The sequence below is a fragment of the Streptomyces sp. SID5469 genome, assembly GCF_009862865.1.
In the GTDB taxonomy this organism is placed as follows: domain Bacteria; phylum Actinomycetota; class Actinomycetes; order Streptomycetales; family Streptomycetaceae; genus Streptomyces; species Streptomyces avermitilis.
Window position 1 is genome coordinate 1,554,345 of sequence record NZ_WWIN01000001.1, and the last position, 24,937, is coordinate 1,579,281.

Sequence of the window (24,937 nt, forward strand, 5' to 3'; positions counted from 1 at the left end):
CTGATACGGTTCCACCGATCGCCGACTCCGATGACAGAGAGTCAAGTCGCCTCGCCGGTGGCAAGATCGGCACTTTTTGCACCTTCCCTGACCGCCCCAGTGTTTCGCTGCCGTACGAGGAATCAGATGCCAGGCACCCGCGACCGGCGGACGCGTCATCGGTCCGCCCCGCGCAGATCTCTCCGGTTCTCGTTCGTCCTGCCCTTCGTCGTGCCCGCGGTCTGTCTCACCGGACTCTGGGGATACACGGCGGCCGGACTCGTCGACGAGCAACTCCAACTGCACTCCGACGCGGATCGGGCCTCCTCCGTCGCCCGGCCGGCCCAGGACGTGCTGTCCCGGCTGCAGACCGAGCGCCGGCTGACCGCGGTCTGGCAGGCGAGCCGCACGAAGACCGCCCGTACGGAGCTGGACGGCGCCCGCGACGAGACCGACGCCGCCGTCGCCGCGTTCCGGCGCAGTTCCTCCTCCGCGCTGGACACCTCCTCGCTCCAGCGGCGGACCAGGCTGTTCGACGAGGCTCTCGACACCCTTTCCGGCCGCCGCGAGGCGATCGACGGCCGCACCCTCAGTACGGGCGACACGTTCGAGTTGTACACCGACACCGTGTCCCGCGGTATCGGCGTCCTCACCGCGGCCGTACACAGCGACGACGGCCGGCTCGCGCGGGGCGGCAACGCGACGGTGTCCCTGGCCCACATCACGGAGATGCTCTCGCGCGAGGACGCGCTCATCTCCGGCGCGCTGCCGTCCCGTCGGATGACCGCCACGACCCGCGCCCAGTTCGGCCAGTATCTGGCGATCCAGCGCGAGTTCCGCGCGGGCCTGGACATCCACGACCTCCCTGCCGGTGCGGCCGCCACCTACACGCAGCTCACGGACAGCGCCAAGTGGACCACCCTGGGCACGGTCGAGAAGTCCGTGACCACCGGCCGGGGCACGGGGCTGCCCGGTCAGGCCTCGTCCTGGCCGACGGCCACCGAGCCCGTCGTCGGCGGCCTGCAGTCGCTGGGCGCGGACTCCGCGGACGGTCTGTCCGACCTGGCCGCCGACCACGCCGACGACCTGCTGCTCGGCATGCTCCTGGGCACGGCCGCGACGCTGGCCGCCCTGGCCGGCGGTGCGGTACTGGCCCTGCGCGCCCGGCGCTCGACGCTCGGCCGGGTCTCCGAGCTCCAGGCGCACGTCGAGCAGCTGTCCGGCAGCTGGCTGCCCCAGCTTCTGGCCCGAATACAGAACGGCGAGCGGGTCGAGCCGGCCACGCTCGCCCCGCACGGAGAGCAGGCGACCGACGAGCTGGAGCGGCTGGCCGCGGCCATCGACCAGCTGGGCCGGGTGGCCGGGGACACCGCCGTACGGCAGAGCCTGGGCCGCGAGGGCACGGAGAAGGTCTTCGCCCAGCTCATTCGCCGTACGCAGATCCTGATCCACCGGCTGATCTCGCTCCTTGACGACCTCGAGCGCAAGCACGAGGACTCGGACCTGCTCAAGGACATCTTCAAGGTCGACCATCTCGCGACCCGGGTGCGGCGGCACGCGGAGAACCTGGTGATTCTCAGCGGCTCCCCGCCCAGCCGCCGGCTGACCGCTCCCGTCTCGATCACCGACGTGATGCGCGGCGCGGTCGCGGAGACGGAGCAGTACACCAGGGTCAAGGTGAAGAACCTCCCCGCGGACCGGCGCCTCGCCCTGGCCGGCCGGGCCGTCGCGGACGTCACCCATCTGCTCGCCGAACTGATCGAGAACGGCACGAGCTTCTCGCCACCGGACACCCAGGTGTTCGTCAGCGCCACGAAGGTCGCCAAGGGCCTGGCCGTGCACGTCGAGGACCACGGCCTCGGCATGCCGCAGGACCTGCGCGACCACGCGAACGACCTGCTCGCCCACCCGCCGCGGCTGGACATGACGGCCCTGGGCGAGGACCCGCGGCTCGGGCACTTCGTGGTGGCCCGGCTGGCCGAACGGCACAAGATCAAGGTGGAGCTGCGCGAGTCCGTCTACGGCGGCACCCTCGTGATCGTGCTCCTGCCGGCCGCCCTGCTCGAAGAGGTGGCCTCGCCGGTTCTCGACCAGCTCAAGTCGGCCGCCGTCGCTGCCAACAGGGCAGTCGCGGCCGAGGCCTCCCGGGCGGTCGCGGGGACGGACGACTTCGCTGTCGTGGGCGCCGAGGGCATGCCGCTCGTGGGCTCGGCCATCGGATCGGCCGGCCACAGCCTCGACGCGGGCGTCACGATCGGCGGCGTCGACGCGCTCACGCACACGCGCCTTCCGGACCACAGCGGCTTCCCCGAGTACGGAGGTGCGGGCCTCTTGCCGGCCGCCTCGGACCACCCCGCCCCGGCTCCCGGACCCAACGCCTCCTGGGCACCGCCCCGGGAGCACCCCGCGCCCCAGGGCCACCGCACCGAGCCGGGCGGCCTCGGACCACAGGCCGGGCAGCCCGCACACCCCGGAGCACATGCCGGACACCACGGATCGCGGGCCGGATTCACCGAGCCGCAGAGCGGTTTCACCGAGCCGCGGTCCGGGCCACCGTCCCGGCACGAACCCGGTGCCGGAAGCGGGGGTCCCGCCCCCGCCCGGGAGGAGGCGCCCGCACGCAGTGCGGCGCGCCCGCTGACCACCCCGCAGGTCCTGCCGCAACGGACCAGGGGAGCCAGCCTGGCGCAGCAACTGCGCAGGGAGGCGGAGCAGGCACAGGGCCGACCCGACGGTGAGGGAGACAAGGGCGTCATCTCCCCGGACGCGTCGGCCCGCGCGATGATCGCAATTCAGCAGGGGCTGAAGCGGGCCCGGATGTCCGAGACCGACGAGCCGACCGGTGCGGACGGCCGGCAGCAGACGGATCCGAGGGACCCCGGTGCCCATCAACTGTGAGGAAACGTTACGTAATGACTGAGCAGGTACAATCCGGTCCCCGGCTGGACTGGCTCCTCGACGGACTGGTGGACCGGATACCGGAGATCCGCTGTGCCATCGTGCTGTCCGGGGACGGCCTTCTCATCGGCAAGTCGAAGAACCTGCGCCGCGACGACGCCGAGCACCTGTCCGCGGTCGGTTCGGGCATGCACAGCCTCGCCCGGGGCGCCGCGCGCCACTTCCACGGCGGGGAGGTGCAGCAGACGGTCATCCAGATGGACCGGGCGTTCCTCTTCGTCACCGCCGCGGGCCGGGGTGCGCGGCTGGCCGCCATCGCCTCGGAGCAGGTGGACGTGGGGATGATGGCCTTCGAGATGGGCACGCTCGTCAAGCAGGTGGGCCAGTACCTGAGTGCCGCACCGCGCGTGGAGACCCCCTCCGCCGGACACATTCAGGATGCCTGAACCCCGATGGCTCGACGATGCGGAGGCCGGGCGTCACTTACGGCCGTACGCCATCACGGGCGGGCGCACCCGCCACAGTCAGCACACCTTCACATTGATCACGCTGGTTGTCGCGCGGTCCGCGCATGAGTTCGATCACGACCATCTGGAGCCGGAGTCGGTCCAGATCCTCGAACTCTGCCGGGATCGCGCGGTGGCGGTCGCCGAGATCGCCGCGCACCTGGACCTGCCGGTGAGCGTGGTGAAGATCCTCTGCGGAGATCTGCTCAACGCCTCCCTCGTCATCGTCCAGGCGCCGCCCGGGCAGGAGGACCAACCGAGCGTGGAACTCATCGAAAGGGTGATGGATGGTATCCGTCAGCTCTGAGCCCGTCATGCCGACGGCGCTCAAGATTCTGATCGCGGGCGGATTCGGCGTGGGCAAGACGACCATGGTGGGCTCGGTCAGCGAGGTGCCCCCGCTGGAGACCGAGGAGCGGATGACCGCGGTGAGCCTCGGCGTCGACGATCTGTCCGGAGTCGAGGGCAAGAAGTCGACGACGGTCGCCATGGACTTCGGCCGGATCACCATCGCGCCGGAGCTGGTGCTGTACCTGTTCGGTACGCCCGGCCAGGACCGCTTCTGGTTCATGTGGGACGACCTGGCGACCGGTGCCCTCGCGGCCATCGTCCTCGCGGACACCCGTCGGCTGGACGCCTCGTTCGCGTCGATCGACTTCTTCGAGGCGCGTGACATCCCGTTCGCCGTGGGGGTCAACTGCTTCGACGGCCGGCGGGACTGCTCGGCCGAGCAGGTGCGGACGGCGCTGGATCTGGATCCGTCGACGCCGGTGCTGCTGTGCGACGTACGCGACCGTGGTTCCAGCAAGTCGGTGCTGCTCGCCGTGTTGGAGGCGGCGCGTGCGCAGGCGGCCGCGCGTCTCGCTCCGCTGGGCGGCGGTCAATGAGCCGGTTCCGCTCCCGGCTCACCGGGCGAGGAACGCCTCGACCCGGGCGGTGAACCACCCGGGGTCGTCCAGCCACGGGTAGTGGCCGCCGCCCGGCTGCACCGCGAACTCGGCGGCCGGGAAGACGTCGGCGACCCGCCGGGCGAGCTCGGGGCGGGGGCCGCCGTCGAGTTCGCCCGCGTACACGAGGACGGGCGCGGTGAGTCCGGCGAGCGCGGCCCGGGTAGCGGGCGGGTCGTAGGCACCCGCCGAGCCGTACCGGTCCCCCGCCTCGTCGTTGGTCTGCTCCTCGCCACCGGCGGCGTGGGCGCGGGCGGCGTCGTCCCAACGCCCGTAGAAGAAGGGCTCGAAGACAGGGTCCCAGTCGCCGCTCTCCGCCAGCCACGCCTCGAAGGCCGGGAAGGCCGCCTCGAACCAGGGCTCTCCCTTCCTCAGCCGGGCCGCCGCCAGCCGGTCCTCGCCCCGCACGCCCATCCCGACGGCCCACGGGGTGGCGGTGATCAGCGCCAGCCGTGCGATCCGCTCCGGGTACCGGGCCGCGTAGAGCATGGCGAGGTTGCCGCCCGCCGAGTGCGCCAGCACATCCATGCGCTCGAGGCCCAGATGGACCCGCAGCGCCTCGACGTCGTCGACGAGACGGTCACACCGGTACGTCGCCGGGTCCGCCGGCTCCGCGGAGTCCCCGGTTCCGCGCAGGTCGAGCAGCACGAGCCGGCGCCGGGCACCGAGTCCGCCCAGGTCCCCGAGATAGGCGGAGGCCCGCATCGCCCCGCCCGGCAGCACGACGAGCGGTTCTCCCTCCCCCCGCGTGTGATAGGCGAGTTCGGTCCCGTCGGGGGCGCTGAAGTTCGGCATGCGTTCGATCCTCACGGCTGGGGCCGTCTCACGGCAACAGGGTTCTCGGGTCGGGACCGGCGGGCCGTGAGAAAGTCGGGGCCGACCTCTTGCCTGGGCGTGAGCCGGCTGGATTACTGATCTCCAGCAGGGCTACCGAATGATCGGTCGCCCGTATTGACACGGTTGGTGAGGGAGAGGGTTCCCATGGCGGATGCGCGGGACCTGCTGGACGAGGGAGAACGGCTCGACCCGGACGGGCTGCGGACGCTGCAACTGGAGCGGCTGCGCGCCTCGCTGCGGCATGCGTACGCGCACGTGCCCTTCTACCGGGAGTCCTTCGACAAGGCGGGCGTACGTCCCGACGACTGCCGCACGCTCGACGATCTCGCCCGCTTCCCGTTCACCGTGAAGGCGGACCTTCGGGAGAACTATCCGTACGGGATGTTCGCCGTGCCCCAGGACCGGATCCGGCGCATCCACGCGTCCAGTGGCACGACCGGCCGCCCCACGGTCGTCGGCTACACGGAGAACGACCTCTCCATGTGGTCGGACATGGTGGCCCGCTCGATCCGGGCGGCGGGCGGCCGACCCGGCGACAAGGTGCATGTGGCCTACGGGTACGGCCTGTTCACCGGCGGACTCGGCGCGCACTACGGCGCCGAACGCCTCGGCTGTACGGTCATCCCCGCGTCCGGCGGTATGACGGCACGCCAGGTCCAGCTGATCCAGGACCTGAAACCCGAGATCATCATGGTGACCCCTTCGTACATGCTGACGCTCCTCGACGAGTTCGAGCGCCAGGGCGTCGACCCGCGCGGCACCTCCCTGCGCGTCGGAATCTTCGGGGCCGAGCCCTGGACCGAGGAGATGCGGCGGGAGATCGAGGAGCGCTTCGCGATCGACGCCGTCGACATATACGGGCTGTCCGAGGTGATCGGGCCCGGTGTGGCGCAGGAGTGCGTGGAGACCAAGGACGGGCTGCATGTGTGGGAGGACCACTTCTTTCCCGAGGTGGTCGACCCGATCACCGGGGAGGTGCTGCCCGACGGTGCGGAGGGTGAGCTGGTCTTCACCTCGCTCACCAAGGAGGCCATGCCCGTGATCCGGTACCGGACACGGGACCTGACCCGGCTGCTGCCCGGTACGGCCCGGGTCTTCCGGCGGATGGAGAAGATCACCGGCCGCAGTGACGACATGGTCATCCTGCGGGGCGTCAATCTCTTCCCCACCCAGATCGAGGAGATCGTGCTGCGTACGCCGGGCGTGGCACCGCACTTCCAGCTGCGTCTCACCCGGGAAGGCCGCCTCGACTCGCTCACCGTACGGGCGGAGGCCCGGGCCGGTGCCACGCCCGAGCAGCGCGACGCGGCCGCGGGCGTCATCGCCGCGGCCGTGAAGGACGGCATCGGCGTCTCGGTCGCGGTCGAGATCGTCGAACCGGAGTCGCTGGAGCGGTCGGTGGGCAAGATCAGGCGGATCGTGGACCTGCGACCTCGGTAGCCGCAGCCACAAGCACAGCCACAGCCACAGCCACAGCCACAGCGGGGCCTACGCCTCCGCGAACCGGTCCCGCAACTCCCGCTTGAGGATCTTCCCGCTCGCGTTGCGCGGCAGCTCGTCCACGAACAGCACCCGCTTGGGCGCCTTGAAGTGGGCGAGCTTCTCGCGTGCGTGGGCGAGGAGTTCGGCCTCGGTGACCTCGCCGCGCGCGACGACGACCGCGGTGACCGCCTCGATCCACCGTTCGTCGGGCAGCCCGATGACAGCGGCCTCCGCGACCCCCTCATGTGTGTACAGCGCGTCCTCGACCTGCCGCGAAGCGACCAGTACGCCACCGGAGTTGATGACGTCCTTCACCCGGTCGACGACGGTGAAGTACCCGGCCGCGTCCCGCACGGCGAGGTCCCCTGAGCGGAACCAGCCGTCCCGGAAGGCCTCGGCCGTCTCTTCCGGCTTGTCCCAGTAGCCCTCGCACAACTGCGACGAGCGGTAGACGATTTCTCCCTGCTCCCCGTCGGCCACCTCCTTGCCGGACTCGTCGACGACCCGCGCCTCGACGAACAGCACGGGGCGCCCGCAGGAGTCCATCCGCCTCTTGTGCTCGTCGGGTCCGAGGACCATGGACAGCGGGCCGATCTCGCTCTGCCCGAAACAGTTGTAGAACGCCAGCTCGGGCAGCCGTTCCTTCAGCCGCTCCAGTACGGGCACCGGCATGATCGACGCCCCGTAGTACGCCTTGCGCAGCCCGCTCAGGTCGCGGGTCGCGAAGTCGGGGCGGTTCGACAGGCCGATCCACACGGTGGGCGGGGCGAAGAGGCTGTCCGCGCGGCCCGCTTCGACGAGGTCGAAGATCTGCTCGGCGTCGGGTGCGTCGAGGATGACGTTCTCGGCGCCGACCGCGAGATACGGCAGCAGGAACACATGCATCTGCGCCGAGTGGTAGAGCGGCAGCGAGTGCACGGGCCGGTCGCCCGCGCTCAGATCGAGGGCGGCGATCGCGCTCAGGTACTCCTGGACCAGCGCACGGTGCGTCATCATCGCGCCCTTGGGAAGCGCGGTGGTGCCCGAGGTGTAGAGCAACTGCGCCAGGTCCTCGCCGCGCGGCTCCGCACCGTCGTACTGAGCCGTCGTGGCGAGCCGGGTGAGCAGGGAGTCGTCCGCGTCGCGCAGTGCCAGGGTCCGGACCCCGTCGGCCAGATTCCCGGCGAGGTCCGGGTCCGTGAGCACCAGCGTGGCACCGGACTGGTCGACGATGTACGCCAGATCGTCGCCGGTCAGGTTCTGATTGACCGGCACATGCACCAGCCCCGCGCGGGCGCAGGCCAGGAAGCCGATCAGATACGCGTCCGAGTTGTGGCCGTAGGCGCCGACCCGGTCGCCGGGGGCGAGTCCCGTCTCGCGCAGGGCGCGGGCGGCACGGGAGACGGCCTCGTCGAGTTCCGCGTAGGTCCAGGAACGGTCGCGGTAGTGGATCGCCCTGCGTGCCGGGGTCCGCCGGGCGCTGCGCCGCAGCACCCCGTCGACCGTGACGCTTGGTCCCGCCGTCATGACCTGCTCCTTCGTCCGCCTGCCCTGGCGTGATCCTCGTGCCGTCGTACGAGCGGGGTCAAGCTCGCGGCCGCCCCCTTCCGCCACCGTAGCCGCCCTGTGGGGTGGGACCACACGTACTGTCACCGACCCATGTGGTCCAGGGCAAGGCCGATGACTCCGGTCGCTCCGGCGACGAGTACACGCAGGGGAATCGATCTCCTGATGCCGAACCGCCCCCGGGCGTTCCCGAGGGCGGTTCGGCATCAGGACGGGCGAGTGGGTCGCCGTGCGACAGACCCGAGGGGCGAGCTGGATCACACCTTTCGGGTGCGTCCCTCCCAGTACGGATCCCGCAGCCGCCGCTTGTACAGCTTCCCGTTGGGGTCGCGCGGCATCGTCTCGATGAAGTCGACGCTCTTGGGGCGCTTGTACCCGGCGAGCCGCTGTTCGCAGTGGCCGAGGATGTCGGCGGCGAGCGCCGGGCCCGGGTCGTGCCCCGGGGCAGGCTCCACCACCGCCTTGACCTCCTCGCCCCAGTCGTCGTGCGGGATGCCGAAGGCGGCCGCGTCGGCGACGGCGGGGTGGGCGAGCAGCGCCGCCTCGATCTCCGCCGGGTAGATGTTGACCCCGCCGGAGATGATCATGTCGATCTTGCGGTCGCGGAGGAAGAGATAGCCCTCCTCGTCGAGACAGCCCAGGTCGCCGACGGTGAAGAAGTCGCCGATGCGGTTCTTCTTCGTCTTGGCCTCGTCCTTGTGGTACGAGAATCCGCCGGTGCTCATCTTCATGTAGACGGTGCCGAGTTCACCCGCCGGCAGCCGGTTGCCTTCGTCGTCGAAGATCGCGAGTTCGCTGATGGGCCAGGCCTTGCCGACCGTGCCGGGCTTCTTCAGCCAGTCCTCGGCGGTGGCGAAGGCGCCGCCGCCCTCACTGGCGGCGTAGTACTCCTCCACACTGTCGCCCCACCACGTGATCATCGCCCGCTTCACATGGTCGGGGCAGGGCGCGGCGCCGTGGATGGCGTGCCGCATCGACGAGACGTCGTAACGCCCCTTCACCTCCTCGGGGAGTGCCAGCAGGCGGTGGAACTGGGTCGGGACCATGTGTGTGTGCGTGCACCTGTGGGTGTCGATGAGGCGGAGCATCTCCTCGGGCGTCCATTTGTCCATCAGGACCAGACGGTGCCCGATGTGCAGGGACGCGCCCGCGAACTGGAGCACCGCCGTGTGGTACAGCGGCGAGCAGACCAGGTGCACATTGCCCTCGAACGGCTTGATGCCGAAGATCCCGAGGAAGCCGCCGAGGTATGTCTCCTCGGGCAGCTTGCCGGGCAGCGGTCGCCGGATGCCGCGCGGCCGGCCCGTGGTGCCCGAGGTGTAGTTCATGACCCAGCCAAGGGTGCGGTCGGCGGGCGCCGACCCGGGCTGTCCGTCGAGGAGTTCGGCGTACGGCCGGAAGCCGTCGATCGCGCCGACCGCGTACCTCTGCTCTGCTGGCAGTTTCGCCTCGTCGGCGGCGTGGCGCGCGGAGTCCGCGAACCGCTCGTGCGCGATGAGCACCTTGGCGCCGGAGTCGGCGACGATCCAGGCGATCTCGGGGCCGACGAGATGGTGGTTGACGGGGACGAGGTAGAGGCCGGCCTGGGACGCGGCCAGATACGCGGTGAAGAACTCGACACCGTTGGGCAGGACGACCGCGAAGGCGTCGCCGCGTTCGAGGCCCGCGGCGCGCAGTCCGTGCACCAGCCGGTTGACCGAAGCGTGCAGTCGTCCGGCGGTCCACTCCTCGCCGTCGGGGGCGATCAGGACCGTACGCTCCGGGTCCGCGGCGGCCTGGGACCAGAAGCCGTTGGGGGGCACGCTCACTGCTGACTCCTTCCGGCGATGCGGTTGACGCGGTCGACGGCCCGCTCGAAGCCCCGTGTCAGGTCGTCGAAGACGGCCTGGACGCTGCGCTCGCTGTTCATGCGTCCGACGATCTGCCCGACGGGCGTGCCGAGCAGCGGCTCGACCTCGTACTTCTGGATGCGGGAGACCGCCTCGGCGACCAGCAGTCCCTGGAGGGGCATGGGGAGCGTGCCGGGCCCGTTCGGGTCGTCCCAGGCGTCGGTCCACTCGGTGCGCAGCTGCCGGGCCGGCTTGCCGGTCAGGGCTCGGGAGCGGACGGTGTCGCCGGAGCCGGCGGCGAGCAGTTTCCGGATCAGCGCGGGCGAGGGGAGTTCGGCCTCTGTCGTGGTCAGCCAGAGGGAGCCCAGCCACACGCCCTGGGCGCCCAGGCTCAGCGCGGCGGCCACCTGTCGCCCGCTGCCGATGCCGCCCGCGGCCAGGACGGGCAACGGGTCGACGGCGTCGACGACTTCGGGGGTGAGCACCATGGAGGCGATGTCGCCGGTGTGGCCGCCGGCCTCGTAGCCCTGGGCGACGACGACGTCGATGCCCGCCTCGGCGTGCTTGCGGGCGTGCCGGGCGCTGCCCGCGAGCGCCGCGACGAGCACGCCCTGGCCGTGGGCGCGCTCGACGACGTCACCCGGCGGCGAGCCGAGCGCGTTGGCGAGCAGCTTGATCGGGTAGTCGAAGGCGACGTCGAGCTGGGTGCGGGCCACCCGCTCCATCCACCCGGTGATGCGCCAGCCGGACACCTCGCCCTCCGCCAGCTCCGGCACGCCGTACTTGGCCAGGGTGTCCCTGACGTACTGCCGGTGCCCCTCGGGGATCATCGCCTCGACGTCGGCCTCCGTGACGCCCTCCACCTTCTTGGCGGGCATGACGACATCCAGGCCGTACGGTTTTCCGTCGACGTTCGCCTCGAGCCAGTCGAGGTCGCGCTTGAGGTCGTCCGGTGCGGTGTAGCGGACCGCGCCGAGCACACCGAAACCGCCGGCCCGGCTGATGGCCGCGGCGACGGCGGGAAACGGCGTGAAGCCGAAGATGGCGTGCTCGACTCCCAGTCTCTTGCTCAGCTCCGTCTGCATGGCCGCAGAATGCCGCAGCCCTCCGGACGAAGGAAGGCCTTTTCTGATACTCCGTCAGATTCCTTGTTCCGCACGTCCCGTTGACACACCCCACCGCTGACACGAAAGTTTCACCCCGCGGGGCGAACCTCGAAAGATACTTTCAGGCGGTGCGACGGGAGGCTTTTCGATGACCGAAGACACGGCGGACAGCGGGACGGGCGGGCGTGGACCCACCCGCCGTCACCTGGTCAGACGTGCGCTGGCCCTGGGCGGCGCCCTGGCCGTCGCCCCTTTCCCGGCCGGCCCCGCGAAGGCCGTTCCACCGCCTCGCCACCCCCACCGCACCCTGCGGCACGGCTCCCCCGAACGCGCCGGACTGCTCCCGGACCACCTCCGCGGACTCGTCACCGACGCCGAGTCCTTCCTCGGCCCCTCCCCCACGCACCCCTGGTACGCCGGTGCCGTGCTGCTCGCGGGGCGGGGCGACACGGTGGCCCTGCATCAGCCCATCGGCACGGCGGTGCGCTACTCGGCGTACGACGCGAAGACCGACACGGGCGTCGAGTTCCCGGCCGAGCGGCAGATCCCGATGGCCACGGACACCGTCTTCGACCTCGCCTCGGTGTCGAAGCTGTTCACCTCGCTGCTCGCCGTGCAGCAACTGGAGCGCGGCGCGCTGGAGCTGGAGGCCAGGGTCGCCTCGTACCTCCCGGACTTCGCCGGCGCGGGCAAGCAGGACGTCACCATCCGTCAACTCCTCACCCACACCTCGGGTTTCCGCGCCTGGCTGCCTCTCTACAAGGCACCGAGCCGCGCGGAGAAGCTGCGCCTCATCTGGAACGAGGCACCGCTCAGCCCGCCGGGCACCAAGTACCTCTACTCGGATCTGAACCTGATCTCGCTCCAGCTCGTCCTGGAAGAGATCACCGGTCACCCTTTGGACGCCCTGCTCCGCGACGAGATCACCGCTCCGCTCGGCCTGCGCAGCACCCGCTACAACCCGCCCGCCGCCTGGAAACCGAGGATCGCGGCGACGGAGGACGCACGCCCGCCGTGGTCCGGGCTCGACCGCGGACTCGTCTGGGGCGAGGTGCACGACGAGAACGCCTTCGGCTTCGGCGGAGTGGCAGGCCACGCGGGTGTCTTCTCCTGCGCATGGGACCTCGCGGTCCTCGGCCGGACCCTGCTCAACGGCGGCACGTACGGGCACACCCGCATCCTGGCGCCGGAGTCGGTGGAGCTGCTGTTCACCGACTTCAACACCGCCTTCCCCGGCGACGAGCACGGGCTCGGCTTCGAGCTCTACCAGCACTGGTACATGGGCGCGATGGCCACCCCGCGCACCGCCGGGCACACCGGCTTCACCGGCACCTCGCTCGTCCTCGACCCGACGACGGACTCCTTCCTGATCGTGCTGGGCAACTCCGTTCATCCCGTGCGCACTTGGCGATCCGGCTCCGCTCCCCGGGCGGCCGCGGGGAACCATCTGGCGCGAGCCGTCCAGGTCCGGCCCGCGCGCGGACGTACGTCCTGGTTCTCGGGCATGGCGACCGCGGCCTCCGCGACGCTGACACTGCCCGAGCTCGACACGGCCGGTACCGCGGATACCGCCGAAACCACCGGCACCGCCGACAGCACCACCGCCGACAGCGGGGGGCGGCTTCGCTGCGCCCTGTGGTGGGACACCGAACCCCGGTCGGACACCCTCTTCCTGGAGGCCTCGGCCGACGACGGCGCGAGCTGGCAGCCGGTGCCGTTCACGACCGCGTGTGACGGGGAGGAGGCGCGGGAGCACCCCACGGGCTCGGTCACCGGCTGGTCGGGGCGGGTGTGGCACCGGCTCCACGCGGACCTGCCGCGGGCGCGCCGGCTGACGCTGCGGTGGCGGTACACGACCGACCGGTTGTACGTGGGCCGGGGCGCGTACGTCGACGCGGTGCGGGTCGAGTCCGGCGGCCGGGTCCTCTTCGACGAGGCACGTCCGACGGACGCGGCGCGCATCGAGGCGGCAGGCTGGACGCCGTCCGAGAACTGATCCTTCCCGGCATCACCCTTCCCCACTTGCCCAGACTTGTCCATTTTTGTTGTGCCGACCGGGGATGTGCCGCAAATGGCCCACCGTGACGGTCACGAACCGTCGTTCACGCCGTGGAGGCGGACCGGGGTGACCGGGCTGCTGGAGGATGACTCCGGGCGCGTCACCGGCGTCCGGTACGTCGACGAGCACGGCTCGCCGGGCGAGCTGGCCGCCGACCTCACCGTCGCCTGCGACGGACGCGACTCGTCGGTCCGCCGGGCGGCCGGACTCGAGCCCTCGTACTTCGAAGTCCCCATGGACGTCTGGCAGGTGCGCGTCCCCGCCCGTGATCCGCTCAAGGAGGGCCGGGTCTCGCTGACCGTCCGGGACGGCCAGTTCGCCGCCACGCTGGACCGCGGCGACTACTACCAGACGTCCTATCTCATCAAGAAGGGCACGGACGGCGCACTCCGCCCCATGGCATCGAGTGGTTCCGCGACCGGCTCGGCGAGCTGCTCGGCTGGGACCGTACGGCGACGGACGCCATCCGCTCCTGGGACGACGTGAAGCTGCTGGAGGTCACCATGGGGCGACTGGACCGCTGGTACCGGGAGGGGCTGCTCTGCATCGGGGACGCGGCGCACATCATGTCGCCGATCGGCGGGGTCGGGGTCAATCTGGCGGTGCAGGACTCGGTGGCAGCCGCCGCCTGCTCGCCGGGCCGCTGCGGGAATCGACGGTCACCTCCCGCGACCTGGCCCGCGTGCAGAAGCGGCGCAGGCTCCCCACCGCGTTCACGCAGAGGTCCCAACTCGCCGAACACGAGATGCTGTTGCGTCCCGGACTCGACGGCACGCTGCGAGCGGACCGCCTCCCCGTGCCGCTGCGGGCGGTACAGCACGTCCCCGCGCTGCGCTCGGTCGCCGGCTACCTCGGCGGGATCGGGATACGTCCCGAACGCGCCCCCGAGTTCGCCCGGCGCTGAGCCCTCTCTAGCGTCGTCGTGGGGTGCGGCACTCGATGGCGTTCAGTGTGAACGTCTCCAGCTCGTCCGCCGCCGCGTCCAGGTCGAGTTCGGGGTGGGAGAGCCAGTGCGCGACCACCCCATCGATCGCGCCGCCGATGGCCAAAGACGTGACCTGGGCGTCGAACTCCCGGAAGTCACCGGCCTTCTGTCCCGTCGTCAGCAAGGCCGCGAGCTCTTCCCAGCGGCCGCCCGTGTCATGGCCGCCGGGCTCCTTCAACCGCGTCCCGCCCCCGTCGCCGAGGAGCATCTCGGTGATCACGCGCACATGGCGGCGGTTGGCCTGCTGGTAGCCGACCATCGCCCGGACGTACGCGACCACGGCGGCCCGCGGGTCGGACGCCACGAGGACACGCTCGGTGACGAACGCCCGGAACTGCTCCAGCACGTACGCGAACGTCGCCTTGGTCAGGTTGTCCTTGGACGAGAAGTGGTAAAGGATCGCGGCCTTCGAGAGTCCGGCCGCCTCCGCGATGGCCGAGAGCGAGGTCGCCGGATAGCCCTGCGTGGAGATCAGGTCGATGGTGCACTCGATGATCTGCCTGCGGCGGGCCTGCTCGGTGAAGGTGGGGGTGCGGTCCCCGCGACGCGAACTCATCGCCACCGAGCCTATCCCAGCGCACGCTCCCCGACGTCTTCCAGGGCGGCCATCGCCGCGTTGTGCCCCGGCACCCCGCTCACCCCGCCGCCGCGCACGGCGCCCGCCCCGCACAGCAGTACATTCGCGTGCGCGGTCTCCACGCCCCAGCGGCCCGTGCCCTCCTGTGCGTAGGGGAAGGCGAGGTCGCGGTGGAAGATGTTGCCGCCGGGCAGCCGCAGATCGCGCTCGAGGTCCAGCGGAGACTTGGCCTCGATACAGGGGCGCCCCTCCGCGTCGGTCGCCAGACAGTCCACGAGCGGTTCGGCGAGGTGGGCGTCCAGCTGCGCGAGAGTCGACTTCAGCAGCTCCTCCCGTACGCCCTCGTTGTCGCGTTCGAACAGCCGCGCGGGCGTGTGCAGACCGAAGAGGGTGAGGGTCTGGTAGCCCTGTTCGACCAGGTCCGGGCCGAGGATGGTCGGGTCGGTGAGCGAGTGGCAGTAGATCTCGGAGGGCGGCGCCTCGGGCAACGACCCGGCGGCGGCCTGGGCGTGGGCAGCCGCGAGCTGCTCATAGCCCTCGGCGATGTGGAAGGTGCCGGCGAACGCCTCGCGCGGGTCGACGGCGGTGTCGCGCAGTGCGGGCAGCCGCTTGAGCAGCATGTTCACCTTGAGCTGGGCACCCTCGGCTGGGACGGGCGGGCTGTCGCCGGTGAGGCGGGCCAGCTCCTGCGGTGCGGCGTTGACGAGGACGTGGCGGGCGGAGACGGTCCCTTCCCCGTCCGCGTCGCGGTAGGTGACCTCGGCCGAGCGTCCGTCGGTCTCGATGCGGACCGCCTCGTGCCCGGTGGCGAGCACCGCGCCGGCGTCCCGGGCGGCGGCGGCCAGCGCGTCGGTGAGCGCGCCCATGCCGCCGACGGGCACGTCCCAGGCGCCGGTCCCACCGCCGATGATGTGGTAGAGGAAGCAGCGGTTCTGCCGCAGGGAGGGGTCGTGGGCGTCGGCGAAGGTGCCGATGAGCGCGTCGGTGAGGACGACCCCGCGGACCAGGTCGTCGGTGAAGTTCTCCTCGATGGCGGCACCGATCGGCTCCTCGAACAGCACGCGCCACGCGTCCTCGTCGTCGACGCGTCGGCGCAGCTCGTCGCGCGAGGGCAGGGGCTCGGTGAGCGTGGGGAACACCTGCCGGGCGACACGGCCCGTCATGCCGTAGAAGCGCTGCCAGGACTCGTACTCGCGCGCGGAGCCGGTCAGCCGGCCGAAGGCCTCACGGGTGCGGCGCTCGCCGCCGCCGACGAGCAGTCCGGTGGGCCGCCCGTGCCGCTCGGCGGGCGTGTACGAGGACACCGTGCGGCCCCGCACCCGGAAGTCGAGCCCGAGGTCCCGCACGATCTTCCGGGGCAACAGGCTGACCAGGTACGAGTAGCGCGACAGCCGGGCGTCTACGCCGGCGAAGGGCCGCGTGGACACCGCGGCGCCCCCGGTGTTCCCCAGCCGCTCCAGGACCAGCACGGACCGCCCGGCGCGGGCCAGGTAGGCGGCGGCGACCAGCCCGTTGTGGCCCCCGCCGACGATCACGGCGTCGAATCGACCGGGTACGTGTCCCTCATCAGCAGCCATGGTTCTTGGTAGCACGCGATGATCTAGGTCGGCCAGAGGTGTGTGCCACAGGGCCCAACAATCGTCCGGCCTGTCGGCGCCGTTTTGCCTGTCGATGCCGCCCGGCCAGTCCGTGCCGCCCGGCCCTTCGGTGCCGTCCGGCCTGTCGGTGCCGTTTTGCCTGTCAATGCCGCCCGGCCCTTGGGTGCCGCCCGGCCCGTCGGTGCCGCCCGGCCCGTCCGTGCCGTCCAGCCCGTCCGTGGAGAAGACGCCGGTGCGAAGCGGTCCGCCGCGCGGCTCGTGGCCGAGCCGGCCGCTCAGTGGCCGCCCGACGCGCGCCGCTGCCGTAACGCCGCCACTCGCCGGTACAGCTCCACCGCCTCCTGCCCCCGGCCCAGCTGTTCCAGACAGTGGGCCTCGTCGTTGCGGCTGGCGAGGGTGTCGGGGTGGTCGGGGCCGAGGACGTGTTCGCGGGCCGTGGCGACGTGTCGGTACTCGGTGAGGGCGTCGGACCAGCGGCCGAGCCAGCCGAGGCCGACGGCGACCTCGCGGCGGCTGACGAGCGTGTCCGGGTGATCGGCGCCCAGCACCCGCTCGCGGAGGGCGCACACGTCACGGGACTCGGCGAGCGCCTCCTCCCAGCGGCCGAGCCGGCCGAGGTTGACGCCGAGGCCGTGGCGGGCGCGCAGGGTCTCGGGATGGGCGGGGCCGTGGACGCGGGTACGGTCCTCGACGAGGTCGCGGTAGAGCTTCAGGGCCTCGGCGCTGCGGCCCAGCCGGCCGAGGCTGATACCGACCTCGTAGCGGGCGGCGAGCGTGTCCGCGTGGTCGGGGCCGAGGGCCTGCGCGCGGGCCTCGGCGACCTCCTGATACGCCGCCAGGGCCTCGGGCCAGCGGCCCAACTGGCCGAGCGCGTAGGCGACTTCGTACCGGGTGACCAGTGTGTCGGGGTGGGTCGCGCCGAGCACCCGGGCCCGGGCGGCGGCCACTTCGCGGGCCATGCGGTACGAGTCCTCCAGGCGACCGAGCCGGCTCAGGTTGAAGGCGAGGTTGTGGCGGCAGCGCAGGGTGTCCGGGTGGTCGGGGCCCATGGTGCGCTCACGGGCGGCGAGCACCGACGTGTACACCTGGTGCGCGTCGAAGTGCTGCCCCAACTGGCCCAGTACGTAGGCCATTTCCTGCCGGGCGGCCAGCGTCTCGGGGTGGTCGGCGCCGAGCACCCGCTCCCTGGCCTGGGCCACGTGCGCGTACTCGCGCAGCGCGTCGGCGGGGCGGCCGGTGCGGCTGAGCGTGAAGCCGACCTCGTAGCGGCTGGCGAGTGTGTCGGGGTGGTCGGGGCCGAGGGCGTGTTCGCGCTCGGCGGCGACGGCACGGTGCACCTCCCCCGCCTCCGCCCAGCGGCCGAGCCGCCCAAGGCTCAGCCCCGCGTTGTGGCGCCCGGTGAGGGTGCTCACCAACTCGGGTGAGGGGGTGGGGCGTTCACTGCGTACGGGTGCCGGGGCGCGGCCCGTGTCGGGGCGGGCGACCCATTCGCCGGTGAGGCCCGCGCCGGCGTCCGGCGGGGCGGCGCCGAGGCCGGTTCCGGTGGCCTTGTGGCCGGTGGTCATCCCGCGGGTCCAGGAGGGCAGCCGGGGCTCGCGGGACAGCCGCCGCTCCGGGCGCGACGGGGCCGGGGGCGCCGACAGGTCCGGCAGCGGGGACGACGTCACCACGGTCGGCACATAGGCGGGCGTGCCGCGTCCGGCGCCGATGCGGCGGGCCAGCTCGCGGGCGTCGTGCGGACGCTCGTCGGGCAGCTTGGCGAGCAGGTCGAGGATGATCTTCTCGAAGTACGCGGGCAGTTCGGGACGGTGGCCGCGCGGCGGATCGGGCGGGGTGTCGCGGTGCCCGATGAGGATCGCCCAGGCGTCGTCGAGGTCGAACGGCGGCGCCCCGGTGGCGATCTCGTACAGCACGCAGCCGAACGAATAGAGGTCGCTGCGCTGGTCGACCGGGGAGCCACTGATCTGCTCCGGCGACATGTAGTGCGGTGTGCCCATCGCGATGCCGGTGCCGGTGAGGCGTGCGGTGAAGCCGATGTCGTGGCCGAGGCGGGCGATGCCGAAGTCGCAGATCTTCACGGTGCCGTCGGCGAGCCGCATGATGTTGGCGGGCTTCAGATCACGGTGGACGATGCCCTGTTGATGGGTGTACGCGAGGGCGGCGGCGACCTGCTCGGCGATCTCGACGACATCGGCGACCGGCAGCGGATGGTGCTTGTTGTCCTCCAGGAGCTGGCTGAGGTTGCGGCCCTCCAGCAGTTCCATCACCAGAAACAGCACCCCGTCGGACTCGCCGAAGTCGTGGACGACGGTCACCCCGCGGTGCTGGAGGGCGGCGGCCACCCGGGCCTCGCGCCGAAACCGCTCCCGCAGGACGCGCGTGAAGGACTGGTCGTGGTGCGTGCTGAGAGGCTTGAGGCACTTCACGGCGACCTGACGGCCCAGCGACTCGTCTCTCGCCCGCCACACCTCGCCCATGCCACCGCGCCCGATCAGGTCGAGCAGCCGGTACCGGCCCTGGACCAGCCTGGTGTCCGCCATCGCCCGCGATCGCCCCCGTCTTTGGCCCCCGCCCTCCCCTGGCCCGTCCAGTATGGCGAGCTATGCGCCGAGTTTGTACGGTGCCGGGCGCGAGCCGGGGCCGAGCCGTGACATGGCCCGGATAATGTGTTTGGGCGGGAGTTGCCAGCGCAGACGTGCGGGAACACAGCGCAGCAAGGTGCCGGTGCAACGCAGGCGCCGGGTCACCGTGGCGGGCGGCGGCCCCGGTCGGCCGTACAGCTCATGGGCGTACGGCGGCAGAGCGGCGTACGCCAGATGAGCCACGCGCCGCCACAGCAGGGCGCGCGCCGGGATGAGCAACGGGTGGATGGGCGGGCTCTGCAGGAAGTCGTCCACCTCTCGCGCCTCCGGACCGGCGGTCAGTTCCGGCCGCACCTTCTCGAAGTACGCGGCGAGCCCGGCCCGGTCCCCCGGTACGCCGCCCGGGTCGAGCCCCACCAGGCGTGCGGTGACCCGGTGTTCGGCGATGTAGCGGTCGGCCTGCGCGTCGGTCAGCGGGACCCCCGAGCGGCGCAGGACGTGCAGATAGGAGTCGATCTCGGCGCAGTGCACCCAGAGCAGCAGGTCCGGCTCGTCGACCCCGTACCGCTCCCCCGTGCCGGGGTCCTTCGCCGCCAGCATGCTGTGGATCTTCCGCACCCGGGCCCCGGCCCGCTCGGCGGCCTCGGTGCTGCCGTAGGTCGTCGTGCCGACGAAGTCGGCGGTGCGCATCAGCCGGCCCCAGGCGTCGCGCCGGAAGTCGGAGTTCTGCAGGACCCCGCGCACCACTCGCGGGTGCAGGGCCTGGAGGTAGAGCGCGCGGATTCCGGCGACCCACATCATGGGGTCGCCGTGCATCTGCCAGGCCACCGAGGACGGGCCGAAGAGCCCCGGGTCACCTGCGTGAGAGGCCTCCACCAGGTCAGGCTAACGCCGCACGCGCGGCATCCCCAGACCGATCCACGAGATGATCTCGCGCTGGATCTCGTTGTTGCCGCCGCCGAAGGTGAAGATGACCGCCGAACGGTAGCCGCGTTCCAGTTCACCGTGGAGCACCGCGCCCGCCGAGCCCTCCTTGAGAGCGCCGGCCGCGGCGACGATCTCCATCAGCCAGGCGTACGCGTCCCGGCGGGCCTCGGAGCCGTAGACCTTGACGGCCGAGGCGTCCTGGGGGGTGAGCGTGCCTTCCTGGACGGCGTTCACCATCTGCCAGTTGAGGAGCTTCATCGCGTCGAGCCTGGTGTGGGTCCGCGCGAGATCGCGGCGCACCCAGGGGAGGTCGACGACCCGGCGGCCGTCCGCGAGCTTGGTCTCCATCGCCCAGCGCTGTACGTCGCGCAGGGCCCGGATCGCCATCGTGCCGTGCGCGGCGAGGGTGACGCGCTCGTGGTTGAGCTGGTTGGTTATCAGCCGCCAGCCCTTGTTCTCCTCGCCGACCCGGCGGGAGACGGGGACGCGGATGTCCTCGTAGTAGCTCGCGGTGGTGTCGTGCGAGGCGAGGGTGGTGATGAGGGTGCAGGAGTAGCCGGGGTCGGAGGTCGGCACGAGCAGCATGGTGATGCCCTTGTGCGGCGGGGCGTCGGGATCCGTGCGGACGGCGAGCCACACCCAGTCGGCCGTGTCGCCGTTCGTCGTCCAGATCTTCTGGCCGTTGACGAGGTACTCGTCGCCGTCCCTGACGGCCTTCGTCTTCAGTGCGGCCAGGTCCGTGCCCGCGTCCGGCTCGCTGTAGCCGATCGCGAAGTCGATCTCGCCGGAGAGGATCTTCGGCAGGAAGTACGCCTTCTGCTCGTCCGTGCCGAACCGCATGATCGTCGGGCCGACGGTGTTGAGTGCCATCAGGGGCAGGGGCACGCCCGCCTGGGCCGCCTCGTCGAAGAAGATGAACTGCTCGATGGGCGTCAGTCCGCGCCCGCCGTACTCCTTGGGCCAGCCCACGCCGAGCCAGCCGTCCCTGCCGAGCCGGCGGACGGTGTCGCGGTAGAAGCGTTTCTGCGCGGCCGGGTCGGTGTAGCGGGCATAGGCGTTTCCCGGCACCAGATCGGCGAAGTAGCCGCGCAGTTCGGTGCGCAACCGCTGCTGCTCGGGCGTGTATTCGAGATGCACGGCGCCTCCCGGCTCCCAGGGGCTCGACGGGGTCCCCTCGACCTGACGGCGCACACAGTAGAACTTGTTCCAGAAATTGGGAACAAGCGGGAGCATGGTCGGCACCCGGGGGGAAGTGCGTCCACCCGGGGGCGTCGAGGATCCGGCCGCGGGGGCCGCGCGGGCCAGGGCCGGGTGAGCGCTCGGGACGCCGGTTGTCGCACCACCGGGTTCGTGCGCGGCGGCGTCGGCTGCGACGTCAGACGAGGGTCGCCATGAAGTCCGCACAGGCCTGGGCGCATTCACGGCAGGCCTTCGCGCTGTTCTCCGCTCCGGGGTGGTCGTCGAAGACGTGCGCGCACTCGAGGCAGACGGTCCGGCACCACTCCAGTTGGATGCGCAGGGTTTCCTCGTCCTGCCGGGCCTGCTCGGACAGCACCCGGCAGGTCGCGTCGCACACTTCCGCGCACATGATGCCCTTGCGGCGCACGAGTTCCTGCCCCTCCGGTCCGTCCGGACCGGCGAAGCTCGCCCGCAGGGCGCACGCCCGCGCACATTCGGTGCAGGCCTGCGCGCAGGTGAAGCGGTCCTCCAGGAACCGGAAGAGTTCCTGTGGAGAGGCCCCGTCGGGGAATGGATCAGGGGGTGTCCCGGGGGTCGTCCGGGAGGGAATGCGGGAGGCCGCGCGGGCGGTCCTGCGAGAGGTCGTCGAAGTCACACCGCGCGGGTAGCCGTAGGCGGTCGCGCCAAACCCGGAGCCCAGGGCCGGTCGGCTCCCCCGGCCGCATCATGGCCGGACCGGGATGCGCGGACGGCCCCACGCCGGCCGGGGGCGCACGGCGGTCCTTCCCTCCCGGCCGAGCGTCTCGACGGGACGGCCCCGCCGGGGGCGAGAGCCGCGGCGGCCCCTTCGGCAGCGGGGCCCGCGAGCGCCTGAGCAGCGCTCTTCGCTACGCGCCCGCGCCCTGTGCCGCCTCGCGTGCGATGCGGTCGAACTGGGCGCCCATCGCCTCGGACAGGGCCACGGCCGCCGTCAGCGGGCGGACCATGATCATGAAGTCGTCGATCCTGCCGTCCTCGTCGAAGTGCAGGAAGTCGCAGCCGGTGATCGTCTTGTCGCCCACTTTCGCCTCGAAGACGAGCGCATGGTCGCGGCCCTCGGCGCCGGCGATCTCGCGGACGTAGCGGAAGTCGGTGAAGACGCGGCTGACGCCCCGCAGGATGGCCGCGGTGATCGCCTTTCCCGGGTAGGGCTTGAAGGCGACGGGGCTGGTGAAGACGACGTCCTCGGCCAGCAACGCCTCGATCGCGGCGTGGTCGCCGGCCTCGACCGCCTTGCGGAAGGGATGCATCGCGTCCGCCTCTCATACTCAACTAATTGATTAGGTGCAGAGGAGATTAATCGCAGAATGCTCCGACCGTCTAGCCTTGGCGCATGGCATTGCGCAACGCGGTCCTCGCCGCCCTCCTGGAGGGCGAGGCATCGGGATACGACCTGGCGAAGAGCTTCGACGCGTCGGTGGCCAACTTCTGGATGGCGACCCCGCAGCAGCTGTACCGGGAGCTGGACCGCATGGAGTCCGACGGGCTGATCGAGGCCCGGCTGGTGCGGCAGGAACGGCGCCCGAACAAGCGGCTGTTCTCCCTGACGGCAGCGGGCCGGGCGGCGCTGCGCGACTTCACGGCCACGCCGTCGAGGCCGACCGCGATCCGGGACGAGTTGCTGGTCAAGGTCCACTCCGTCGACGACGGCGACACCGAGGCCGTACGGGCGGCGATCGCCGAGCGCCTGGAGTGGGCGCGCGCGAAACTGGCCCGCTACGACCGCATCCGCACCCGTCTGCTGGACGGCCGCGGTGAGGAGGAGTTCCTGGCCGACGCCGAGCGCGTGGGCCCGTACCTCACCCTCCTGCGCGGCCGCGCTTTCGAACGGGAGAACATCGAGTGGGCGGAGCGGGCCCTGCGGGTCCTCGAACAACGCCCCGCGCACAGGTCGCGCTAGCACCGCTCCAGGGTGCGCGGGTGATCGCCGAGCCCGACGTACGTCCACGGTCGGCACGCCCTCGTCCGCTCACCAGCTCACCAGCTCGTCAGCTCGTCAGCTCGTCAGCGGACCACGATCCGCCGGCCGGTGACGCCGACGGGATCGACGCACACCCAGGTGTCGCGCTCACCGCCGGCCCACGGGCCGCTGTACGCCAGTTCCGCCAGCCGGCGCAGGGTGTCGGGGTCCGTCACCAGCCGGGCGAGGCCGCGTACGAGCACGCTCCAGCCCTGGCTGAGCGCCTCGTCGATGTGGTCGACCTCGAAGGCGACCCGGGAGCCCGCGGACGCCGCCGGCTCGCTGTCGGCCGCTGTCCTGAAGCAGACGACCCCGTCGACGACGCTGTAGTTCAGGGGGACGATGACGGGGCCGGTGGGAGTGTCCACCGCGAGCCTGCCGACCCCGTGCGTCGACAACCGTGCCCGGCACTCCTCGTCGCTCAGCTCGAGCAGCTCGGGATGGGCGGCCGCCCGGCCCACGCCCGGTGGAAGGTCCGCGTCGCCGCCCCGCAGGGCCACCACGGTGGTCTCCAGGGCGTCGGCGAGCCGGATGAGGACGTTGGTGCTCGGCAGGGCGGTGGCCTGTTCTTCCAGGTACTGGAGGTAGCCCGGGTCCGTACCGGCCCGGCCGGCCGTTTCCTCCCGGGTCAGACCGAGCTCTTCGCGTCGTTGGGTGATACGACGCCCCACGTCTCCCCGCGCGGTGCCCGCCGACGCGGACGACGTGTTCGGTGATGCCTCTTCGGACATGACCGCTCACTTCCTTGGCTCAGGCCGCCCTGACCATCAGGACGTCGTGCTGCTGCTCACCGAGGACGACCTTGAGCGCGCCGGTATCGGCGGCCCTCGAGAAGACGTCGTACGCCTCCTCCATGGCGTCCAGCGGGAAGGTGTGGGTGACCATGGACGACGCGGGCAGGTGGCCGGCGGCCATCATGCGCAGCAGGGTCGGAGTGGAGCGCGTGTCGACCAGTCCGGTGGTGATCGTCACGTTCTTGATCCACAGGTCTTCGAGGTGCAGCACCGCGGGCCTGCCGTGCACGCCGACGTTGGCCACGTGCCCGCCCGGCCGCACCATGCGCGTGCACATCTCGAAGGTCTCGGGCACCCCGACCGCTTCGATGACGACGTCGGCCCCGAGCCCCAGGGTGAGGTCGGCGACCAGTGGCTCGGCTTCCTCGCCCGCGACGGCCACCGCGTCCGCGCCGAGGCGTTTGGCCGCGTCCAGCCGGGCCGGGGCGAGGTCCACCGCGATGATCTTCTCGGGTGTGTAGAGGCGGGACGTGGCGACGGCGGCGAGACCGACGGGGCCCGCACCGACCACGACGACGGTGTCTCCGGGCCGTACCCGCCCATTGAGCACGCCCACCTCGTAGGCGGTGGGGAGGATGTCGGCCAGCAGAACGGCGTCCTTGCTGTCCATCGCCCCGGGCAGCGGATGCACGGACAGATCGGCGTGGGGCACGCGGACGTATTCGGCCTGCGTGCCGTTGATCAGGTGGCCGAGGATCCAGCCTCCGCCGCCGCGGCACTGCCCGTACGCCGACTCGCGGCAGAAGCGGCAGCGGCCGCACGCCGTGATGCACGAGACGAGGACACGGTCGCCGGGGCGGACCGTGCGTACGTCGCCGCCCGTTTCGACGATCTCACCGACGGCCTCGTGACCGAGCACGGTGCCGGGGCGTACCTCCGGGAGATCCCCCTTGAGAATGTGCAGGTCCGTCCCGCAGATGGTGACGGTGTCGACACGGACGATCGCGTCGCCGGCGTCCTGGATACCGGGGTCCGCCACGTCCTCCCAGACTGACTCTCCGGATCCGTGGAAAACGAGTGCTTTCATGACGAGCCCTCTCCTGGGGTCTGCGCATGCCGGTCGCGCCGGGGGCGTGGCAGCGGCCGGACGGCTGCCTCTCCTCTCCAG

At 71.5% G+C, this 24,937-nt stretch carries 22 protein-coding genes and 1 pseudogene; 10 read left to right on the top strand and 13 right to left on the bottom strand.

Translation table 11 applies throughout. The annotated features are described in order from the left end of the window. The first annotated feature begins 126 nt into the window (after positions 1-126). Genes GTY58_RS06690 through GTY58_RS06705 form a run of 4 tightly spaced genes read left to right on the top strand, consistent with a single transcriptional unit; the run spans position 127 to position 4,270 of the window. Positions 127-2,877 (top strand): nitrate- and nitrite sensing domain-containing protein, encoded by a 2,751-nt coding sequence (locus tag GTY58_RS06690; RefSeq protein ID WP_037646082.1) that lies wholly within the window; start codon positions 127-129, stop codon positions 2,875-2,877. Positions 2,878-2,891: 14 nt separating this feature from the next. Next, the gene (locus GTY58_RS06695; RefSeq protein WP_042492800.1) at positions 2,892-3,323 is read left to right on the top strand and encodes a roadblock/LC7 domain-containing protein; all 432 of its coding nucleotides are present in this window, start codon (positions 2,892-2,894) and stop codon (positions 3,321-3,323) included. Then, positions 3,316-3,690 carry a DUF742 domain-containing protein gene (locus tag GTY58_RS06700; RefSeq protein WP_010982692.1) on the top strand — a complete coding sequence of 125 codons (375 nt, stop codon included), beginning with the start codon at positions 3,316-3,318 and terminating at the stop codon, positions 3,688-3,690. The genes GTY58_RS06695 and GTY58_RS06700 overlap by 8 nt, the downstream gene beginning before the upstream one ends. Continuing rightward, positions 3,671-4,270 carry an ATP/GTP-binding protein gene (locus tag GTY58_RS06705; protein ID WP_010982693.1) on the top strand — a complete coding sequence of 200 codons (600 nt, stop codon included), beginning with the start codon at positions 3,671-3,673 and terminating at the stop codon, positions 4,268-4,270. Before GTY58_RS06700 ends, GTY58_RS06705 begins: the two co-directional genes overlap by 20 nt. A gap of 18 nt (positions 4,271-4,288) precedes the next feature. Here GTY58_RS06705 and GTY58_RS06710 read toward each other — a convergent pair whose 3' ends face one another. Beyond that, complete coding sequence (locus tag GTY58_RS06710; RefSeq protein WP_010982694.1) at positions 4,289-5,125, bottom strand: alpha/beta hydrolase; 837 nt, start codon at positions 5,123-5,125, stop codon at positions 4,289-4,291. Positions 5,126-5,311: 186 nt separating this feature from the next. On the opposite strand from GTY58_RS06710, the gene paaK reads away from it, so the two are divergent. Then, positions 5,312-6,607 carry a phenylacetate--CoA ligase PaaK gene (gene paaK, locus GTY58_RS06715; RefSeq protein WP_010982695.1) on the top strand — a complete coding sequence of 432 codons (1,296 nt, stop codon included), beginning with the start codon at positions 5,312-5,314 and terminating at the stop codon, positions 6,605-6,607. 48 nt (positions 6,608-6,655) lie between these two features. Here the strand turns inward: paaK and GTY58_RS06720 are convergent, their stop codons facing one another. From GTY58_RS06720 to GTY58_RS06730, 3 genes are all read right to left on the bottom strand, one after another. Then, positions 6,656-8,155 carry an acyl-CoA synthetase gene (locus tag GTY58_RS06720; protein ID WP_010982696.1) on the bottom strand — a complete coding sequence of 500 codons (1,500 nt, stop codon included), beginning with the start codon at positions 8,153-8,155 and terminating at the stop codon, positions 6,656-6,658. Between the two features lie 296 nt (positions 8,156-8,451). After that, complete coding sequence (locus GTY58_RS06725) at positions 8,452-10,002, bottom strand: acyl-CoA synthetase (RefSeq protein WP_010982697.1); 1,551 nt, start codon at positions 10,000-10,002, stop codon at positions 8,452-8,454. Beyond that, positions 9,999-11,108 (bottom strand): nitronate monooxygenase family protein, encoded by a 1,110-nt coding sequence (locus tag GTY58_RS06730; RefSeq protein WP_010982698.1) that lies wholly within the window; start codon positions 11,106-11,108, stop codon positions 9,999-10,001. The genes GTY58_RS06725 and GTY58_RS06730 overlap by 4 nt, the downstream gene beginning before the upstream one ends. 169 nt (positions 11,109-11,277) lie before the next feature. On the opposite strand from GTY58_RS06730, the gene GTY58_RS06735 reads away from it, so the two are divergent. The 4 genes and pseudogenes from GTY58_RS06735 to GTY58_RS40515 all read left to right on the top strand — a co-directional run bounded on the left by GTY58_RS06735 (position 11,278) and on the right by GTY58_RS40515 (position 14,092). Continuing rightward, the gene (locus tag GTY58_RS06735) at positions 11,278-13,125 is read left to right on the top strand and encodes a serine hydrolase domain-containing protein (protein ID WP_010982699.1); all 1,848 of its coding nucleotides are present in this window, start codon (positions 11,278-11,280) and stop codon (positions 13,123-13,125) included. Between the two features lie 129 nt (positions 13,126-13,254). Continuing rightward, a complete protein-coding gene (locus GTY58_RS40505; RefSeq protein ID WP_242432189.1) occupies positions 13,255-13,674 on the top strand; it encodes an FAD-dependent monooxygenase in 420 nt (139 codons plus the stop codon). A gap of 17 nt (positions 13,675-13,691) precedes the next feature. Next, positions 13,692-13,754, top strand: a pseudogene (locus tag GTY58_RS40510) (hypothetical protein); the annotation flags it as partial. Positions 13,755-13,870: 116 nt separating this feature from the next. After that, positions 13,871-14,092: a hypothetical protein gene (locus GTY58_RS40515; RefSeq protein WP_052082303.1), complete on the top strand. Its 222-nt coding sequence runs from the start codon at positions 13,871-13,873 to the stop codon at positions 14,090-14,092. Between the two features lie 7 nt (positions 14,093-14,099). On the opposite strand, the gene GTY58_RS06745 is transcribed toward GTY58_RS40515, so the two are convergent. The 7 genes from GTY58_RS06745 to GTY58_RS06775 all read right to left on the bottom strand — a co-directional run bounded on the left by GTY58_RS06745 (position 14,100) and on the right by GTY58_RS06775 (position 22,325). Next, a complete protein-coding gene (locus tag GTY58_RS06745) occupies positions 14,100-14,729 on the bottom strand; it encodes a TetR/AcrR family transcriptional regulator (protein ID WP_037646077.1) in 630 nt (209 codons plus the stop codon). Between the two features lie 11 nt (positions 14,730-14,740). Continuing rightward, positions 14,741-16,327 carry an NAD(P)/FAD-dependent oxidoreductase gene (locus GTY58_RS06750; protein WP_037646075.1) on the bottom strand — a complete coding sequence of 529 codons (1,587 nt, stop codon included), beginning with the start codon at positions 16,325-16,327 and terminating at the stop codon, positions 14,741-14,743. A 296-nt stretch (positions 16,328-16,623) separates the two neighbouring features. Further along, positions 16,624-18,888, bottom strand: a complete 2,265-nt coding sequence (locus tag GTY58_RS06755) for a serine/threonine-protein kinase (RefSeq protein ID WP_010982703.1) — start codon at positions 18,886-18,888, stop codon at positions 16,624-16,626. Positions 18,889-18,948: 60 nt separating this feature from the next. Then, on the bottom strand, positions 18,949-19,746 hold the full coding sequence (locus tag GTY58_RS06760; RefSeq protein WP_078234589.1) for an oxygenase MpaB family protein: 798 nt from the start codon (positions 19,744-19,746) through the stop codon (positions 18,949-18,951). A gap of 69 nt (positions 19,747-19,815) precedes the next feature. Then, the gene (locus GTY58_RS06765) at positions 19,816-20,994 is read right to left on the bottom strand and encodes an acyl-CoA dehydrogenase family protein (protein ID WP_010982705.1); all 1,179 of its coding nucleotides are present in this window, start codon (positions 20,992-20,994) and stop codon (positions 19,816-19,818) included. Between the two features lie 238 nt (positions 20,995-21,232). Beyond that, on the bottom strand, positions 21,233-21,646 hold the full coding sequence (locus GTY58_RS06770; RefSeq protein ID WP_042494274.1) for a four-helix bundle copper-binding protein: 414 nt from the start codon (positions 21,644-21,646) through the stop codon (positions 21,233-21,235). A 277-nt stretch (positions 21,647-21,923) separates the two neighbouring features. Next, the gene (locus tag GTY58_RS06775) at positions 21,924-22,325 is read right to left on the bottom strand and encodes a nuclear transport factor 2 family protein (RefSeq protein WP_010982707.1); all 402 of its coding nucleotides are present in this window, start codon (positions 22,323-22,325) and stop codon (positions 21,924-21,926) included. Positions 22,326-22,408: 83 nt separating this feature from the next. On the opposite strand from GTY58_RS06775, the gene GTY58_RS06780 reads away from it, so the two are divergent. Further along, on the top strand, positions 22,409-22,975 hold the full coding sequence (locus GTY58_RS06780) for a PadR family transcriptional regulator (protein ID WP_010982708.1): 567 nt from the start codon (positions 22,409-22,411) through the stop codon (positions 22,973-22,975). Between the two features lie 104 nt (positions 22,976-23,079). Here the strand turns inward: GTY58_RS06780 and GTY58_RS06785 are convergent, their stop codons facing one another. Both GTY58_RS06785 and GTY58_RS06790 read right to left on the bottom strand, forming a co-directional pair. Continuing rightward, positions 23,080-23,766 carry a pyridoxamine 5'-phosphate oxidase family protein gene (locus tag GTY58_RS06785; RefSeq protein ID WP_037646071.1) on the bottom strand — a complete coding sequence of 229 codons (687 nt, stop codon included), beginning with the start codon at positions 23,764-23,766 and terminating at the stop codon, positions 23,080-23,082. Between the two features lie 19 nt (positions 23,767-23,785). Continuing rightward, a complete protein-coding gene (locus tag GTY58_RS06790; protein WP_010982710.1) occupies positions 23,786-24,856 on the bottom strand; it encodes an alcohol dehydrogenase catalytic domain-containing protein in 1,071 nt (356 codons plus the stop codon). Positions 24,857-24,937: the final 81 nt, after the last annotated feature.

Bases quoted from the DNA above. Each gene is read 5' to 3' on its own strand.
- GTY58_RS06730 (WP_010982698.1), bottom strand. From the start codon at position 11,108: ATGCAGACGGAGCTGAGCAAGAGACTGGGAGTCGAGCACGCCATCTTC.
- GTY58_RS06690 (WP_037646082.1), top strand. From the start codon at position 127: ATGCCAGGCACCCGCGACCGGCGGACGCGTCATCGGTCCGCCCCGCGC.
- GTY58_RS06755 (WP_010982703.1), bottom strand. From the start codon at position 18,888: ATGGCGGACACCAGGCTGGTCCAGGGCCGGTACCGGCTGCTCGACCTG.
- GTY58_RS06695 (WP_042492800.1), top strand. From the start codon at position 2,892: ATGACTGAGCAGGTACAATCCGGTCCCCGGCTGGACTGGCTCCTCGAC.
- GTY58_RS06760 (WP_078234589.1), bottom strand. From the start codon at position 19,746: ATGCACGGCGACCCCATGATGTGGGTCGCCGGAATCCGCGCGCTCTAC.
- GTY58_RS06720 (WP_010982696.1), bottom strand. From the start codon at position 8,155: ATGACGGCGGGACCAAGCGTCACGGTCGACGGGGTGCTGCGGCGCAGC.
- GTY58_RS06710 (WP_010982694.1), bottom strand. From the start codon at position 5,125: ATGCCGAACTTCAGCGCCCCCGACGGGACCGAACTCGCCTATCACACG.
- paaK (WP_010982695.1), top strand. From the start codon at position 5,312: ATGGCGGATGCGCGGGACCTGCTGGACGAGGGAGAACGGCTCGACCCG.
- GTY58_RS06775 (WP_010982707.1), bottom strand. From the start codon at position 22,325: ATGCATCCCTTCCGCAAGGCGGTCGAGGCCGGCGACCACGCCGCGATC.
- GTY58_RS06780 (WP_010982708.1), top strand. From the start codon at position 22,409: ATGGCATTGCGCAACGCGGTCCTCGCCGCCCTCCTGGAGGGCGAGGCA.
- GTY58_RS06745 (WP_037646077.1), bottom strand. From the start codon at position 14,729: ATGAGTTCGCGTCGCGGGGACCGCACCCCCACCTTCACCGAGCAGGCC.
- GTY58_RS06750 (WP_037646075.1), bottom strand. From the start codon at position 16,327: ATGGCTGCTGATGAGGGACACGTACCCGGTCGATTCGACGCCGTGATC.
- GTY58_RS06735 (WP_010982699.1), top strand. From the start codon at position 11,278: ATGACCGAAGACACGGCGGACAGCGGGACGGGCGGGCGTGGACCCACC.
- GTY58_RS06700 (WP_010982692.1), top strand. From the start codon at position 3,316: ATGCCTGAACCCCGATGGCTCGACGATGCGGAGGCCGGGCGTCACTTA.
- GTY58_RS06785 (WP_037646071.1), bottom strand. From the start codon at position 23,766: ATGTCCGAAGAGGCATCACCGAACACGTCGTCCGCGTCGGCGGGCACC.
- GTY58_RS06705 (WP_010982693.1), top strand. From the start codon at position 3,671: ATGGTATCCGTCAGCTCTGAGCCCGTCATGCCGACGGCGCTCAAGATT.
- GTY58_RS06790 (WP_010982710.1), bottom strand. From the start codon at position 24,856: ATGAAAGCACTCGTTTTCCACGGATCCGGAGAGTCAGTCTGGGAGGAC.